Genomic DNA, 16,554 nt, shown 5'->3' on the forward strand with positions numbered 1-16,554 from the left:
TTTATGCTTCAGCTTGGGTTTTAACCCGATCCGCCGGCCGTCGAACGCCTGCCACAATCTTATCCACAGCCTTGGTCGCCGCGACCATCCCGAACGTCGCCGTCACCATCATCACCGCGCCAAAGCCCCCGGCGCAGTCGAGCTTCACGCCATCACCGACAAAGCTCTTCTGCAGGCAAATGCTGCCATCGGGTTTCGGGTAGCGCAGTTGCTCGGTGGAAAACACACACGGCACACTGTAGTGACGGGTCACGGTGCGGGAGAAGCCGTAGTCGCGGCGCAGCGTGGAACGCACTTTCGACGCCAGCGGGTCGTTGAACGTACGGTTCAGATCACAGACCTGAATCAGCGTCGGATCAATCTGCCCGCCCGCGCCGCCAGTGGTGATGATCTGGATCTTGCGCCGCTTGCACCAGGCGATCAGCGCCGCCTTGGCGTTGACGCTGTCAATGCAGTCGATCACGCAATCGATGTTCGGTGTGATGTACTCGGCCATGGTTTCGCGAGTGACGAAGTCCGCCACCGCGTGCACCGTGCAGTCCGGGTTGATCCCACGCAGGCGCTCAGCCATCACCTCGACCTTGGGTTTGCCGACGGTGCTGTCCAGCGCATGCAGCTGGCGATTGGCGTTGCTGACGCAGACGTCGTCCAGGTCGAACAGCGAAATCTCGCCCACACCACACCGGGCAACGGCTTCCGCCGCCCAGGAACCGACGCCACCGACGCCAACGATCGCCACATGGGCTGCGCGCAAGCGCTCCAGGCCGTCGATGCCATACAAACGGGCGATGCCAGCAAACCGCGGATCTTCTGTACTCATGACCATTACCCCAAAAACCGGCGCGCATTATAGGGCTGTCGGCGGCCAAGAGCACCTTTGGGCTGTGGACGGCAGTCTTGACGGCTTCAATTGACTACAAATTTATTGGAATTGAGCTACAGCGTCCCGGTCGAAGAACTTAAGTCGACCTGGATTGCCCAATGTCGGGCGTTTCCCTGTTCGCTGTACGGTCAGAGAACCTCCAGTGTAGGATGCGCGCCCCTGCCACCTGGCAGCCGGCCGCCAACCGTTCCTTCGTTCCACAGCCTTTGGAACCCGAAAAAGCTATGTCATCGCGTAAATTTGGACTCAACCTGGTCGTGGTGCTCGCCATCGCTGCCTTGTTTACCGGCTTCTGGGCGCTGGTCAATCGCCCGGTCACCGCCCCCAACTGGCCTGAACAGATCTCCGGCTTTTCGTACTCGCCGTTCCAGCAAGGCCAGTACCCACAGAAAGAGCAGTATCCAACCGACGATGAAATGCGTCGTGACCTGGAGATCATGAGCAAGCTGACGGACAACATCCGTACCTACTCAGTCGACGGCACGTTGCAAGACATCCCGAAACTGGCCGAAGAGTTCGGCCTGCGGGTCACCCTGGGGATCTGGATCAGCCCGGACCAGGAACGCAATGAGCGCGAGATTCTGCGCGCCATCGAACTGGCCAACACTTCCCGCAGCGTGGTTCGCGTGGTTGTAGGTAACGAGGCGATCTTCCGTAAGGAAATCACCGCCAAGGACCTGAGCGTGATCCTTGATCGTGTCCGTGCCGCCGTTAAAGTGCCGGTGACCACGTCCGAGCAGTGGCACGTCTGGGAAGAGCACCCTGAACTGGCCAAGCACGTCGACCTGATCGCTGCTCACGTTCTGCCCTACTGGGAGTTCATTCCGGTGGACAAGGCTGGTCAGTTCGTTCTCGACCGCGCCCGCGACCTGAAAAAAATGTTCCCGAAAAAGCCGCTGCTGCTCTCCGAGGTCGGCTGGCCGAGCAACGGCCGTATGCGCGGTGGCGCCGACGCGTCGCCGGCGGACCAGGCGATTTATCTGCGGACCTTGGTCAACAAGCTCAATCGCCAGGGCTTCAACTACTTCGTGATCGAAGCCTTTGACCAACCGTGGAAGGCCAGTGACGAAGGTTCGGTGGGCGCTTACTGGGGCGTTTTCAACGCCGCGCGCCAGCAGAAATTCAACTTTGAAGGCCCGGTCGTCGCGATCCCGCAATGGCGCGTGCTGGCCATCGGTTCGGTGGTGTTGGCTCTGCTGTCCCTGACCCTGCTGATGATCGACGGCTCGGCCTTGCGTCAACGTGGCCGCACCTTCCTGACCTTTATCGCGTTCCTGTGCGGTTCGGTGTTGGTATGGATCGGTTATGACTACAGCCAGCAATACAGCACCTGGTTCAGCCTGACGGTGGGTTTCTTGCTCGCCCTCGGTGCACTCGGGGTGTTTATCGTGCTGTTGACCGAGGCCCATGAATTGGCCGAAGCGGTCTGGACTCACAAGCGTCGACGTGAATTTCTGCCGGTGGTCGGCGATTCGGACTACCGACCGAAAGTGTCGATTCACGTACCTTGCTACAACGAGCCGCCGGAGATGGTCAAACAGACCCTCAACGCCCTGGCCAACCTCGACTATCCGGACTTCGAAGTCCTGATCATCGACAACAACACCAAGGACCCGGCGGTCTGGGAACCCGTGCGCGATTATTGCGAAACCCTCGGCCCGCGCTTCAAGTTCTTCCACGTGGCGCCATTGGCCGGATTCAAGGGCGGCGCGCTGAATTACCTGATTCCGCACACCGCCAAAGATGCCGAAGTGATTGCGGTGATCGATTCGGACTACTGCGTGCACCCGAACTGGCTCAAGCACATGGTGCCGCACTTCGCCGACCCGAAAATCGCCGTGGTGCAGTCACCGCAGGATTATCGCGACCAGAACGAAAGCACCTTCAAGAAGCTCTGCTACGCAGAATACAAAGGCTTCTTCCACATCGGCATGGTCACCCGCAACGACCGTGACGCGATCATCCAGCACGGCACCATGACCATGACCCGGCGCTCGGTGCTCGAGGAACTGGGCTGGGCCGACTGGTGCATCTGTGAAGACGCCGAGCTGGGCCTGCGGGTGTTCGAAAAAGGCTTGTCGGCGGCGTATTACCACGACAGCTACGGCAAAGGCCTGATGCCCGATACCTTTATCGACTTCAAGAAACAGCGTTTCCGCTGGGCCTATGGCGCGATTCAGATCATCAAGCGTCACACCGCCAGCCTGCTACGCGGCAAAGACACCGAGCTGACCCGTGGCCAACGCTACCACTTCCTCGCGGGCTGGCTGCCGTGGGTGGCGGACGGCATGAACATCTTCTTCACCGTCGGCGCGCTGTTGTGGTCGGCGGCGATGATCATCGTGCCGCAACGGGTCGATCCACCGCTGCTGATTTTCGCGATCCCGCCGTTGGCGCTGTTCGTGTTCAAGGTCGGCAAGATCATCTTCCTGTACCGCCGTGCAGTCGGCGTCAACCTGAAGGATGCGTTCTGCGCGGCACTGGCAGGGCTGGCGTTGTCGCACACCATCGCCAAAGCGGTGCTGTATGGCTTTTTCACCAGCAGCATTCCGTTCTTCCGCACGCCGAAAAATGCCGATAACCACGGCTTCTGGGTGGCCATCTCGGAAGCACGCGAAGAGGTGTTCATCATGCTGCTGTTGTGGGGCGCAGCGCTGGGGATCTTCCTGGTGCAAGGCCTGCCGAGCAACGACATGCGCTTCTGGGTGACCATGCTGCTGGTGCAGTCGCTGCCGTACCTGGCGGCGCTGATCATGGCGTTCCTGTCGTCGCTGCCAAAACCTTCGACCGAAGCCGCGCCACTGCCGGCCGTCTAAATCAACACAGATGCACTAAACGGCGGCCAATGGCCGCCGTTTTGCTTTAAGATAACCGCCATTTTGCAGGCCTTGGCCTTTATGGCCTGACCCAATACCTGTGGGAGCGAGCCTGCTCGCGATAGCGGTCTGGCAATCAACATCAATGTTGAACGACCGACCTCATCGCGAGCAGGCTCGCTCCCACATTTACAGTTTCCGGAGTTTCCCATGACGGCCCACGCCGACCTTTCGCCGACCCTTCAACTCGCCATCGACCTGATCCGCCGTCCGTCCGTGACGCCGGTCGACGCCGATTGCCAGAAGCAGATGATGCAGCGCCTGGGCGATGCCGGTTTTACGCTTGAACCGATGCGTATCGAAGATGTGGATAACTTCTGGGCGACCCACGGTAAACACGACGGTCCGGTGCTGTGCTTCGCCGGTCACACCGACGTTGTCCCGACCGGTCCGGTGCAAGCCTGGCAGATCGACCCGTTCGACGCGGTGATCGACGAGCACGGCATGCTGTGCGGCCGTGGCGCGGCGGACATGAAAGGCAGCCTCGCGTCCATGACCGTGGCCGCTGAGCGCTTCGTCGCCGACTACCCGGACCACAAGGGCAAGGTCGCTTTCCTGATCACCAGCGACGAGGAAGGCCCGGCCCACCACGGCACCAAGGCTGTGATCGAACGCCTCGCCGCCCGCAAGGAGCGCCTGGACTGGTGCATCGTCGGTGAGCCGTCGAGCACGACCCTGGTGGGTGACGTGGTCAAGAACGGCCGTCGCGGTTCCCTCGGCGCCAAATTGACCGTGCACGGCGTGCAGGGCCACGTGGCCTATCCGCACCTGGCGAAAAATCCGATCCACCTCGCCGCCCCGGCCCTGGCCGAACTGGCCGCCGAGCACTGGGACCACGGCAACGATTTCTTCCCGCCGACCAGTTTCCAGATTTCCAACGTCAATTCCGGCACCGGCGCGACCAACGTGATTCCAGGTGAGCTGGTGGCGGTGTTCAACTTCCGCTTCTCCACCGAGTCCACTGTCGAAGGCCTGCAAAAGCGCGTCGCCGATATCCTCGACAAGCACGGTCTGGACTGGCACATCGACTGGGCGCTGTCCGGCCTGCCGTTCCTCACAGAGCCGGGCGCGCTGCTCGATGCAGTGTCGGCGAGCATCAAGGACATCACCGGTCGTGACACCAAGGCGTCCACCAGCGGCGGCACGTCCGACGGGCGTTTCATCGCAACCATGGGTACCCAAGTGGTCGAACTCGGGCCGGTCAATGCGACGATCCACCAGGTCAACGAGCGCGTACTGGCGGCCGACCTCGACGTGCTGACCGAAATCTACTACCAGACTTTGATCAAGTTGCTCGCCTGATGCTCGCCTGCCCGATCTGCAGCGAACCTCTGAACGCGGTGGACAACGGCGTGGCCTGCCCCGCCGGGCATCGTTTCGACCGCGCACGGCAGGGTTACCTGAACCTGCTGCCGGTGCAGCACAAGAACAGCCGTGACCCTGGGGATAACCAGGCGATGGTCGAAGCCCGACGCGACTTTTTGAACGCCGGCCATTACGCGCCAGTGGCCAAGCGTCTGGCGGAACTGGCCGCGCACTACGCGCCCCAGCGCTGGCTGGACATCGGTTGTGGCGAGGGTTATTACACCGCGCAAATCGCCGACGCCTTGCCCAACGCCGATGGCTATGCGCTGGACATCTCCCGGGAAGCGGTCAAACGCGCCTGCAAACGCAACCCGGCGCTAACCTGGTTGATCGCCAGCATGGCCAGGGTGCCGTTGGCCTCTGGCAGTTGCCAGTTTCTCGCCAGCGTGTTCAGCCCGCTGGACTGGGAAGAAGCCAAACGCCTGCTCAGCCCCGGCGGCGGCTTGATGAAAGTCGGACCGACCAGCGGCCACCTGATGGAATTGCGCGAGCGGCTATACGACGAAGTGCGCGAGTACACCGACGACAAGCATCTGGCTTTGGTGCCGGAAGGCATGGCGCTGGCGCACAGTGAAACCCTGGAATTCAAACTGACGCTGGTTAATGGTCAGGATCGCGCGAACCTGTTGGCCATGACGCCCCACGGCTGGCGCGCCAGTGCCGAACGCCGGGCGGCAGTCATTGAGCAGATCGAACCATTCGAGGTCACTGTGTCGATGCGCTACGATTATTTCGTTCTGCAATAACTCTTAATTTTTTGGTCTTGAGCAAACAGCTTGAGGCCGGCTAAATCCGCGAATGGATTTTTCAGACCCGCAGTGAGGACATCCATGCGCCAACCCGATATCGAGATTTACCTGAAAGACGCCGACGTCGACTATAAAGCCATCGCGGCCTGGCTCGGCGCGGCTTTAGGCCCCTGCACCGACTGGGTTCAGAAAGGCCAGACCTACAAGTGCAAGGCCGGCAACGTGCCGGTGACCTGGCTGCCGAAAGCCGTCGGCAAGTGGAACAGCCTGTATCTGGAAAGCGACCAGACCCCGTGGGAAGACGACATCGCCTGCGCCCGTGCAGCCTTTGCCGCGCTGAACGTCGAAGTACGTTGTGCGCCGGGCAGTTGGGTCGAGGAAGAAGGTGAGGAGACGGCCGATCGCTGGATGCGCATCAGCGCTGACGGTGAAGAAGAAATCACCTGGAAAACCGTCTGACACTGATCGTTCCCACGCGCCGCAAAGGAATGCCTCAACGGACGCTCCGCGTTCGGCTGTGAAAGGGACGCAGAGCGTCCCGGGCTGCATTCCCACGCAGAGCGTGGGAACGATCTTCAGAGACCCACCACATCCTCAGCCTGCAACCCCTTCTCCCCGGTCACCACCGCATACTCAACCTGCTGACCTTCAGTCAACGAGCGGTGCCCTTCGCCGCGGATCGCGCGGTAGTGCACGAACACATCCACCCCATCCTCGCGTTGAATGAAGCCATAACCCTTGGCGTCATTGAACCACTTCACATTGCCGGTTTCGCGCGTAGCCATATCTGGTTACCCCTTGTTTTTATTTTGAACGGCCGAGTATATGACAGCCATCAAAACTCTCAACTCAAGTTTACTTAGCCGCTTTTTTGCCGATTTTCGGTGAATACGGCACACTATCGCCCGCCCGAGCAAACGCTCGGTTTTATTCACTTATGCAGATGCCGTATGACCCGTTCCCCGTTTCGCCGTCTTGTGTTTGGCACCCTGCGCCGACTGTTGTACCTCTGGGTTCGCTCGGAGACGATCAACCAGTCGTCGTTCACCCTCAACCTCGACCGCAGCCGGCCGGTGTTCTACGTCCTGCAAAACCCTTCACTGACCGACCTCGCCGTGGTCGATGCCGAATGCAGCAAGGCCGGCCTGCCCCGCCCGGTATTGCCGGTATCGGTGGGTGCGCTGGCAGAACCCGCCGCGTTCTTTTACCTGACGCCAGAGCCCGACTGGCTCGGCCGTCAGGACAAACGCGGCGCGCCGCCAACCCTGACCCGCCTGGTCAGCGCCCTGAGCCAGAACGCCGCCGAAGATGCGCAGATCATTCCGGTCAGCGTGTTCTGGGGCCAGTCGCCGGACAGCGAGTCGAGCCCGTGGAAACTGCTGTTCGCCGACAGCTGGGCGGTTACCGGGCGTCTGCGCCGCTTGCTGAGCATCGTTGTGCTGGGCCGCAAGACCCGCGTGCAGTTTTCCGCGCCGATTCACCTGCGCGAGCTGATCGATCACAACAAAGGCCACGAGCGCACCGTGCGCATGGCCCAGCGGATTCTGCGGGTGCACTTTCGCAACCTGAAAGCCGCAGTGATCGGCCCGGACATTTCCCACCGCCGCAATCTGGTCAAAGGCCTGCTCAATCAGCCCTTGGTCAAGCAAGCGATCCTCGATGAAGCCGAGCGCGAGAACATCTCCCCGGAGAAAGCCAAGGCCCAGGCCCTGCGCTACGGCAACGAGATCGCCTCGGACTACACCTACACCGCGATCCGTTTTCTGGAAGTGGTGCTGAGCTGGTTCTGGAACAAGATCTACGACGGGATCAAGGTCAACCACATCGAAGGTGTGCAGAAAGTCGCCCAAGGTCACGAAGTGATCTACGTGCCGTGCCATCGCAGCCATATCGACTACCTGCTGCTCTCCTATCTGCTGTTCCGCAACGGCCTGACCCCGCCCCACGTTGCCGCCGGGATCAACCTCAACATGCCGGTGATCGGCAGCCTGCTGCGCCGTGGCGGGGCGTTCTTCATGCGCCGCACCTTCAAGGGCAACCCGCTCTACACCTCGGTGTTCAACGAATACCTGCATACCCTGTTCACCAAGGGCTTCCCGGTCGAGTACTTCGTCGAGGGCGGCCGTTCGCGCACCGGGCGCATGCTGCAACCGAAAACCGGGATGCTCGCGATCACCCTGCGCAGCTTCCTGCGTTCATCGCGCATGCCGATCGTCTTCGTGCCGGTGTACATCGGCTATGAGCGTGTGCTGGAAGGCCGCACCTACCTCGGCGAATTGCGCGGCGCGAGCAAGAAGAAAGAATCGATCTTCGACATCTTCAAAGTCATCGGCGCACTCAAACAGCGCTTCGGTCAGGTCGCGGTCAACTTCGGTGAGCCGATCAAACTGGCGGAGTTCCTCGACAGCGAACAACCCGACTGGCGCCAACAGGAACTCGGCCCGCAATTCAAACCCGCCTGGCTCAACGAAACCACCAACCGCCTCGGCGAAAAAGTCGCACAGCATCTGAACGAAGCGGCGGCGATCAACCCGGTGAACCTGGTGGCCCTGGCGCTGCTATCCACCAGCCGCCTGGCGCTGGACGATCGCGCCATGGCGCGGGTGCTCGACTTGTATCTGGCGCTGTTGCGCAAGGTTCCTTATTCGCCGCACACCACCCTGCCGGACGGTGACGGTCGGGCACTGATCGAGCATGTGAAGGACATGGACCTGCTGTCCGAGCAGAGCGATGCGCTGGGCAAAATTTTGTACCTGGACGAACAAAACGCCGTCCTGATGACCTACTACCGCAACAACGTGCTGCACATCTTCGCGTTGCCGGCGTTGCTGGCGAGTTTCTTCCAGAACGCGTCGCGCATGAGCCGCGAGCAGATCCTGCGCTACACCCGTGCGCTGTATCCGTACTTGCAATCGGAACTGTTCATTCGCTGGACGCTGGACGAACTCGATGGCGTGATCGATCAATGGCTCGAAGCCTTCGTCGAGCAGGGCCTGCTGCGCTTCGAGAAGGGCGTGTACCTGCGTCCGGCACCGAGCTCGCGGCATTTCGTGCTGCTGACGCTGCTGTCGAAAAGCATCGCCCAGACTTTGCAGCGCTTCTACATGACCGTTTCCCTACTGCTCAACAGCGGCCAGAACAGCCTCAGCGCCGAAGAACTCGAAGACCTCTGTACGGTCATGGCCCAACGCCTGTCGATCCTCCACGGCCTGAACGCCCCGGAGTTCTTCGACAAGAGTCTGTTCCGTCACTTCATCCAGACGATGCTGGACCTCGACGTGCTGCGCCGCGACGAAGCCGGCAAACTCAGCTATCACGAACTGCTCGGCGAACTGGCCGAAGGCGCAGCCAAACGGGTGTTGTCAGCGGAGATTCGCTTGTCGATCCGTCAGGTAGCCTTGCATCGCAGTGAAGATGCGGCGGATCAAGTCGCGGCTGCGGTGCAGACCGACTAAATTTCTACATCCGCCAACTCTCTTTTCTGAACCTTTTTCCGAACAAGGAAGCCGCCATGCTCCGCCCTACCCTTCGCTTCGCCGGCCTGTGCGCAGGCTTGATGATTTGCGCTAATGCCCTGGCACTGTCACTCAGTGACCTGTCGCAACAAGACGCCACCGGCGGTCTCAAGGACGCCCTGACCCAAGGTGCGCAACTGGCCGTCAAACAACTTGGCACGCCCGGCGGCTTCAGTAATAACCCGGACGTGAAAATCGAACTGCCGGGCAAACTGGGCAAAGTCGCGAAGAAAATGAAACAGTTCGGCATGGGTGACCAGGTCGATCAACTGGAAACCAGCATGAACAAAGCGGCTGAAGCGGCGGTGACGCAGGCCCAGCCGATTCTGGTGGATGCTGTGAAGAAGATGACCGTGGAAGATGCCAAGGGGATTCTCAGCGGCGGCAAGGATTCAGCCACCCAGTACCTGAGTAAAACCAGCCGCGAACAGATCCGCACCAAATTCCTGCCGATCGTCAAGCAAGCCACCGACCAGGTCGGCCTGGCCCAGCAGTACAACGCGTTCGCCGGACAAGCCGCGACACTGGGTGTGCTGGATGCGAAAAGTGCCAACATCGAAAGCTACGTGACCGAGCAGGCGTTGAACGGTTTGTTCGAGATGATTGGCAAGCAGGAAGAAAGCATTCGCCAGAACCCTGCGGCGGCGGCGACCAGTTTGGCGAAGAAAGTTTTCGGCACACTCTAAACCCTGTGGGAGCGGCGGTGCGGCGATCCGGCTTGCTCGCTCCCACATGGATTGCGCTTGACTGACGGGCATGACCGTCACACTTTGTCTCATCTTCAGTTATGCTCGCCGTTCGTCGTGAACGCTGGAGCCGCTGATCTTATGTCCCCCACTCGCCTGCTTGTCCCCCTCGCCCTTGCTCTGCTGAGCGCTTGCGCCACGCAGCCAAAACAGAACGTGACGGTGGAAAAACAAAGCGAATGCCCGGCGAAACTGCACAACGGGCAAAACCTGATCCTGACCCTGCCAAGCAACCCGACCACGGGTTACCGCTGGGCGATCCAGGATTCGGCCGGCGGCGTGTTGCGCGCGCTCAGCCCCGAGGTTTACAGCAACCCGGAAGACGCCGGGATCGTCGGCAGTGCCGGCCTCTCGACCTGGCGCTTCCAGGCCTTCGCCACCGGCACTGGCCGCTTGCGGCTGACTTACTCACAACCGTGGGCACCGGAAGTCCCGGCCGTGAAAACCTTCGACTGCGCCATCGCGGTTAACTGATTGTGGGCTGGCTGATCCTGGCGCTGATGGGCGCGGTGACCTTTCTGTATGGCCTGAGCGTGCATGCCGCGTTGCTCTGCCTGCTGGTCAAACCGCTACCGGTGCTGGCCCTGCTCGGCTGGTTGCACGACGCACCGACCAGCGACTATCGGCGCTGGATCAGCCTGGGTTTGATTTTCTCCTTGGTCGGCGATGTGTTGCTGGCATGGCCGCAAGACTTGTTCGTGTTTGGACTTGGAGCATTTTTGCTCGCGCACCTGGCGTATCTGAAGGCTTATTTGAGCGATTGCCGGCGTCTGGCTGTGTTGCCGCTGATCCTCGCCTTCGGCGTGGGGGCCGTGCTGCTGGGGATTCTGATTTCCAATGGCTTGGGGCCGCTGCTGGTCCCGGTGATCGTCTACGGTCTGGCCATCAGTGCGATGCTCTGGCGGGCACTGGCCCGACTCGGCACCGATGTGCCCAAACGCTCGGCGTTGCTGGCGGCGGCGGGAGCGGCGGCATTCGTGTTTTCTGACAGCGTGATTGGCATTAACCGTTTTGTGATGCCATTTCATACCGCGCCGTACGTGATCATCCTCAGCTACTGGTTGGGGCAATGGGGGATTGCGGCTTCGGCGTTCGCCCAGAAACCGCGCTGAATTCTTCGCGAGCAAGCCCGCTTGTGTCTTGCGCAGGACTTAGACTGAGGGTGGGAGCGGGCTTGCTCGCGAAAGCGGTATAGCTGAAGACACAGACCTCAACGCCCCACCACGGCGGTTTATCAGACAATCCGCGCATCCACGCGCCAACTTGGCTAAAATGCCGGCCTTTTCCACCTATGCCGCTGGAACCGCCGTGAGCAAAGAATCCGATCGCCTTTTCGCCCAGCCCTTGGCCCAGGTACCTGACTTCGCCTTTAACGAGGACGTGGTGCGGGTGTTCCCGGACATGATCAAGCGCTCGGTGCCGGGTTATCCGACCATCGTTGAAAACCTCGGCGTGCTCGCCGCGCAGTTCGCTCAGCCCAACAGCGTGCTCTACGATTTGGGCTCGTCTTTGGGCGCCGTGACTCAGGCCTTGCGCCGTCACGTACGCACCGACGGTTGCCGGGTGATCGCTGTGGATAACTCCGCGGCCATGGTCGAACGTTGCCGCGAATACCTCAATGGCCAGGACTCGATGTTCCAGGAGTTGCTGCCGGTGGAAGTGATCGAGGGCGACATTCTTGCCCTGCAATTCCAGCCAGCTTCGGTGGTGGCGTTGAACTTCACCCTGCAATTCATCGCCCCGGACCAACGCACCGCACTGCTCTCGCGCATCCACCAATCGCTATTGCCCGGTGGCGCGCTGATCCTCTCGGAGAAGCTGCGCTTCAACGACCCCGAAGAACACGCGCTGCTCACCGACCTGCACGTGGCCTTCAAGCGCGCCAACGGCTACAGCGAACTGGAAATCGCCCAGAAGCGCAGCGCCATCGAAAATGTCATGAAGCCCGACAGCCTCGAAGAACACCGCGAACGCCTGCTGGCCGCCGGGTTCTCGAAAGTCGTGCCGTGGTTCCAGTGTCTTAACTTTGCCTCGTTGATTGCCTTGCCATGATTGATCTGTCCCCCCTCGCCCGCCGTTTGGCCGGTACTCCGCTGGCCGAATGGGCCAATACCCTGCAAGCGCAACTCGACAAGAAAATGGAAAAAGGTCACGGCGACCTGGAACGCTGGCAAAGCGCGCTGGACGCGCTGCCGAAGATCCGGCCAAGCGAAGTCGACTTGTTGAACGGTTTGAAGCTGGACACCGATTGCGACTTTGAGACCCGCGCGCAAATGCGCACCGCGCTGATGGGGCTGTCGCCCTGGCGTAAAGGGCCGTTCGACCTGTTCGGCGTGCATGTCGACACTGAATGGCGTTCGGACTGGAAGTGGTCGCGGGTAGCTCCGCACCTGGACCTGAAAGGCAAACGCATCCTCGATGTCGGCTGTGGCAACGGTTACTACATGTGGCGCATGCTCGGCGCCGGGGCCGACAGCGTGATCGGCGTCGACCCGAACTGGCTGTTTTTCTGTCAGTTCCAGGCGGTGCAGCGTTACTTGTCCGAGCCCAATGCCTGGCATCTGCCCTTCCCTTTCGAAGACCTGCCGCCGAATCTGGAAGGCTTCGACACAGTGTTTTCCATGGGCGTGTTTTACCACCGCCGCTCGCCGATCGAGCATTTGCTGGCGCTGAAGGATTGCCTGGTCAAGGGCGGTGAACTGGTGTTGGAGACGCTGGTGATCGAAGGCGATCAGCAGCAGGTGTTGGTGCCGGAAGACCGTTACGCGCAAATGCGTAACGTCTGGTTCCTGCCGTCGGTGCCGGCGCTGGAACTGTGGCTGCGCCGCGCCGGCTTCAGCGATGTGCGATGCGTGGATGTCAGCGTGACCACGGTCGAGGAACAACGCGGGACGGAGTGGATGAAGTATCAGTCGTTGAGCGATTTCCTGGATCCGGATGATCACAGCAAGACGATCGAAGGGTTGCCAGCACCGATGCGTGCGGTGATTGTCGCCCGCAAGTAAAACCCCGATATCCCAAACGCCGGAAAAACCTGTGGGAGCGAGCTTGCTCGCGATAGCGGACTGACATTCAACATAGTCGTTGACTGAAAGGGCCTCATCGCGAGCAAGCTCGCTCCCACAGGGGTCGGTGTTTAGTCTGCTGGCCTGGCTCTACGCGCCTTGAAAAACTCGCTCAACACCGCGCCACATTCCTCCGCCAACACGCCGCCCTCATACAACACCCGATGATTGAGAAAGCCCTGGGTAAAAAACTGCCCCTGGCTCTGCACGATCCCGGCCTTGGGTTCCAGCGCGCCATACACCACCCGCGCGATCCGCGAATGCACGATCAGCCCGGCGCACATGCTGCACGGCTCAAGCGTCACGTAAAGCGTACTGCCCGGCAGGCGATAGTTGCTGGCAGCCTGGGCAGCGGCGCGGATCGCCACCATCTCGGCGTGGGCGCTCGGGTCGTTGCCGCTGATCGGGCAATTGAAACCGCGCCCGATGATTTCACCGTCCTGCACCAGCACCGCGCCCACCGGCACTTCACCCAGCGCCGCGCCTTGAGCGGCCAGGGCCAGGGCTTCGCGCATGAAATCACGATCACGGCTGCGGTCGATGATCGCTGCGGGGCGAATCTGACGCATCACGCCACCTCGATGGCGGCCATCAGGCCGGTTTCCATGTGATCGATCACATGGCAATGGAACATCCAGACGCCCGGGTTATCCGCCACCAGCGCCACTTGCGCGCGCTCGTTCTTGCCCAACAGGTACGTGTCGGTGAAGTACGGGATGACCTCGTGCCGGTTCGAGGCAATGACCTTGAAGCTCATGCCATGCAGGTGGATCGGGTGCTGATACTGAGTCATGTTCTTCAATTCGAAAATATAGCTTTTGCCCTTTACGAGCTTGGCAATCGGTCGATCGGCGCAGGTCTTGTCGGTGATGTCCCAGGCCTTGCCATTGATTTGCCACAGGCTGGGTGGCTTGCCGTTGTCGACGTTGACCGACACCGAGCCCACCCATTCAAAATTGAAGTTGAGTTTCTCGGCATTGGCCAGGTCCGGCTCGGCCACCGGGTTGGCGGGCAATGCCGGCGGCCACTCGGTCGGCGCGTCGGTGTTGGCCACCGAGCGGAAGGTGCCCAGGCGTACCGGGCCATTGCGCAGGGACAGTTCTTCGCCGGCTGGCGGGGCCTTGATCGCAAGGCAAATGCGCATGCCGGGGCCGAGCCAGTATTCCTTGCCCAGTGGGCGCGGTTCGATGGGATTGCCGTCCAGCGCGTAGATCTGCGCTTCGACGCCGGGGATGTTGAGGCGATAAGTCAGGGTGTTGTCGAGGTTGAGCACGCGTACGCGGGTGATCTGCCCGGCGGGCAAGTCGATCACCGCTTGCGAGACGCCATTGATGGTCGACAGGCGCCCGGCCGTACCGCCACGGGCCGCTTCGCGAGGAATGCTGAACGGCACGAAAGCGCCTTCTTCATCGACATGCCAGCTCTTGAGGCTCAAGGTCTTTTCGTACTTGAACCCAGTGGGCTCGCGCTCTTCGATGATCAACGGGCCGACCAGCCCGCGACCGAGTTCTTCGCTGCTGTTCACGTGCGGGTGATACCAGTAACTGCCGGCGTCGGGCACGCGGAACTTGTAGTCGAAGTATTCGCCCGGCAGCACCGGCAATTGCGACACGTACGGCACGCCGTCCATCTCCAGCGGCAGGCGGATGCCGTGCCAGTGAATGGTGGTCGCTACCGGCAGGTGGTTGATGAAGCGCACCCGCAGCCATTCGCCCTGACGCACGCGCAATTCAGTGCCCGGCGCCGATGGACCGAACGCCCAGGCCTGGGTCTTGTGCCCGGCCACCAGCTCGACGTCCAACGGTGCGGCGATCAGCTCATAGTCGTGGCCGGCGTCAGCGTCAGCCATTTTGCCCAGCCAGTAACGCGACGCGCCACCGGCTCCGACACCAACGACAACAAGACCGGCCAGGCCACCGAGGATTTGGCGACGGGTAAAGGACATGAAATCTACTACCTCACGTATCAGCCACAGGCGCGGGGCCTGCAAAAGGCGAATACGATACACCTGCGGTTGAGAAACAGTAAGGGCAGCGCGGCGGATGGTCACAGACCTTGGAGAGGCCCTTTGAAAGATCGCAGCCTTCGGCAGCTCCTACATTTGATCGGCGTACACCCTGTAGGAGCTGCCGAAGGCTGCGATCTTTTCGGGGTCGCGCGGTATGTCTGATGCAATGCGATTGCAGAATGTGTGGCCGCTTCGCTGATCGTTACTTAGTAGCCGCCAATCAGGGAATCACCCTACATCCATTTCCACCTTTCCCGACTTCTTTCCTGATCGATCCCCCGCAAAGTCCCCGCGCCTTATTTTCATGCGTTGTTGGAGCACGTCGCACGCATCGAACAAGAACTCGCTGTTATCTCTGAGACGGATAGATTTTATGACCGCTTCGCGCTCAATCGCGGGCAAGCCACGCTCCCACAGGATTGAAGTTGTTCCCCTATTTGGCGGTCTGCCTCGATTCCGTAGGAGCGAGGCTTGCCCGCGAAGGCGGTCTTACAGTCGGCGAAACTCCTGGGCAATGTCGTCGGAAGTTTCCTTCAAAACGTATCGGTCTCCATGAACTGGTGTGAAGTGAGATCCGTGGATAGTCTTTGGCTGTCACTGCGAATGCAGTGGCAGGGTGTAGGAGCCCTCTCTCATGGTGCAACAGCTTTGTCGTTTGATTGCGGCGCTTAATTCGTGTCCGTAAGATCGTTCGCGGCGGCTGTGCGCGGGACACGCTTCGGCGTGGCCGAGGTCCATGAGTGCTCGGTACTCCTACTCCTGCGCATGGCTGCCACCCAAACCTGTAGGAGGGTGCGTTGGCAACTCATATTCATACTCATGGAAATTACAAATGACGACGCTAACGCCAGACCCACCCTACGAAAAACCAATTCCCCACCCCGACAACTGCTTCATGGCGCTCACCAGCAACTGCACCGACATGCCCACATACCCACGCGCCGATCGATGTTTTGTATGACGCTGCCAGCTATCGAATTCGCGCAGTCACTCAAGTGCTTGAGAACCTGTCCATGCGCGGCTCGGTCGAGTGTGATTCGGTGATCCTCAGCGACTTCGCTTTGCTCTGCGCCATTCCGTTGCGGGATGGGTGCGATGTGCTGGATGTAATTGGGCGGCGGTTGCGGGCTCGGCCATTGGAGTAGCGTCGAGCTGCTTTTTGTGGCGAGGGAGCTTGCTCCCTCGCCACAAGAGCAAGATCAAAAGATCGCAGCCTTCGGCAGCTCTTATCAAACAAAAAATAACGCATTGTTTTTGCTCTGAAATTTATCCAACCATCACCAACTGCATCCCCAGCTTGCGCGCCTTGCGTTCCAAGGCGCGCCGTTGTCGGTCGCGACTCTTCTC

Annotated in this window: 14 protein-coding genes and 1 pseudogene; 11 read left to right on the plus strand and 4 right to left on the minus strand. The window is 60.6% G+C overall.

Translation table 11 applies throughout. The features are described 5' to 3' along the window. Nucleotide 1: 1 nt before the first annotated feature. Entirely contained in the window at nucleotides 2-826 is an 825-nt protein-coding gene (gene tcdA / locus AACY49_RS02965; protein WP_320392069.1) for a tRNA cyclic N6-threonylcarbamoyladenosine(37) synthase TcdA, read from the minus strand. Nucleotides 827-1,107: 281 nt separating this feature from the next. On the opposite strand from tcdA, the gene AACY49_RS02970 reads away from it, so the two are divergent. From AACY49_RS02970 to AACY49_RS02985, 4 genes are all read left to right on the plus strand, one after another. Continuing rightward, nucleotides 1,108-3,699, plus strand: coding sequence for a glycosyltransferase (locus tag AACY49_RS02970; protein ID WP_258697373.1), 2,592 nt, complete (start codon nucleotides 1,108-1,110; stop codon nucleotides 3,697-3,699). Nucleotides 3,700-3,909: 210 nt separating this feature from the next. Further along, nucleotides 3,910-5,061 (plus strand): succinyl-diaminopimelate desuccinylase, encoded by a 1,152-nt coding sequence (dapE, locus tag AACY49_RS02975; protein ID WP_339521558.1) that lies wholly within the window; start codon nucleotides 3,910-3,912, stop codon nucleotides 5,059-5,061. Further along, the gene (locus AACY49_RS02980) at nucleotides 5,061-5,870 is read left to right on the plus strand and encodes a putative RNA methyltransferase (RefSeq protein WP_258697375.1); all 810 of its coding nucleotides are present in this window, start codon (nucleotides 5,061-5,063) and stop codon (nucleotides 5,868-5,870) included. Before dapE ends, AACY49_RS02980 begins: the two co-directional genes overlap by 1 nt. 84 nt (nucleotides 5,871-5,954) lie before the next feature. Next, complete coding sequence (locus AACY49_RS02985) at nucleotides 5,955-6,332, plus strand: hypothetical protein (RefSeq protein ID WP_258697376.1); 378 nt, start codon at nucleotides 5,955-5,957, stop codon at nucleotides 6,330-6,332. Nucleotides 6,333-6,448: 116 nt separating this feature from the next. On the opposite strand, the gene AACY49_RS02990 is transcribed toward AACY49_RS02985, so the two are convergent. Then, on the minus strand, nucleotides 6,449-6,658 hold the full coding sequence (locus AACY49_RS02990) for a cold-shock protein (protein WP_007964248.1): 210 nt from the start codon (nucleotides 6,656-6,658) through the stop codon (nucleotides 6,449-6,451). 165 nt (nucleotides 6,659-6,823) lie between these two features. On the opposite strand from AACY49_RS02990, the gene plsB reads away from it, so the two are divergent. The 6 genes from plsB (at nucleotide 6,824) to cmoB (ending at nucleotide 13,139) form a co-directional block, all read left to right on the plus strand. Continuing rightward, nucleotides 6,824-9,328, plus strand: a complete 2,505-nt coding sequence (plsB, locus tag AACY49_RS02995; protein WP_339521559.1) for a glycerol-3-phosphate 1-O-acyltransferase PlsB — start codon at nucleotides 6,824-6,826, stop codon at nucleotides 9,326-9,328. 56 nt (nucleotides 9,329-9,384) lie between these two features. Continuing rightward, nucleotides 9,385-10,074 (plus strand): DUF4197 domain-containing protein, encoded by a 690-nt coding sequence (locus AACY49_RS03000; RefSeq protein WP_258697378.1) that lies wholly within the window; start codon nucleotides 9,385-9,387, stop codon nucleotides 10,072-10,074. Between the two features lie 141 nt (nucleotides 10,075-10,215). Continuing rightward, entirely contained in the window at nucleotides 10,216-10,608 is a 393-nt protein-coding gene (locus tag AACY49_RS03005; RefSeq protein WP_320392075.1) for a protease inhibitor I42 family protein, read from the plus strand. A gap of 2 nt (nucleotides 10,609-10,610) precedes the next feature. Next, entirely contained in the window at nucleotides 10,611-11,246 is a 636-nt protein-coding gene (locus AACY49_RS03010; RefSeq protein ID WP_339521560.1) for a lysoplasmalogenase, read from the plus strand. Nucleotides 11,247-11,406: 160 nt separating this feature from the next. Beyond that, nucleotides 11,407-12,186: a carboxy-S-adenosyl-L-methionine synthase CmoA gene (gene cmoA / locus AACY49_RS03015; protein WP_320394555.1), complete on the plus strand. Its 780-nt coding sequence runs from the start codon at nucleotides 11,407-11,409 to the stop codon at nucleotides 12,184-12,186. Next, nucleotides 12,183-13,139 (plus strand): tRNA 5-methoxyuridine(34)/uridine 5-oxyacetic acid(34) synthase CmoB, encoded by a 957-nt coding sequence (gene cmoB / locus AACY49_RS03020; protein WP_258697382.1) that lies wholly within the window; start codon nucleotides 12,183-12,185, stop codon nucleotides 13,137-13,139. Before cmoA ends, cmoB begins: the two co-directional genes overlap by 4 nt. A 131-nt stretch (nucleotides 13,140-13,270) precedes the next feature. On the opposite strand, the gene tadA is transcribed toward cmoB, so the two are convergent. Together tadA and AACY49_RS03030 are read right to left on the minus strand one after the other, a co-directional pair. After that, entirely contained in the window at nucleotides 13,271-13,768 is a 498-nt protein-coding gene (tadA, locus tag AACY49_RS03025; RefSeq protein ID WP_258697383.1) for a tRNA adenosine(34) deaminase TadA, read from the minus strand. Further along, nucleotides 13,768-15,144: a multicopper oxidase family protein gene (locus tag AACY49_RS03030; RefSeq protein WP_339521561.1), complete on the minus strand. Its 1,377-nt coding sequence runs from the start codon at nucleotides 15,142-15,144 to the stop codon at nucleotides 13,768-13,770. Before AACY49_RS03030 ends, tadA begins: the two co-directional genes overlap by 1 nt. Nucleotides 15,145-16,039: 895 nt before the next feature. On the opposite strand from AACY49_RS03030, the pseudogene AACY49_RS03035 reads away from it, so the two are divergent. Beyond that, nucleotides 16,040-16,352, plus strand: a pseudogene (locus tag AACY49_RS03035) (hypothetical protein). The last annotated feature ends 202 nt before the right edge of the window (nucleotides 16,353-16,554 follow it).

Origin of the sequence: Pseudomonas sp. EL_65y_Pfl2_R96 (genome assembly GCF_963970905.1) — a bacterium.
In the GTDB taxonomy this organism is placed as follows: Bacteria; Pseudomonadota; Gammaproteobacteria; order Pseudomonadales; family Pseudomonadaceae; genus Aquipseudomonas.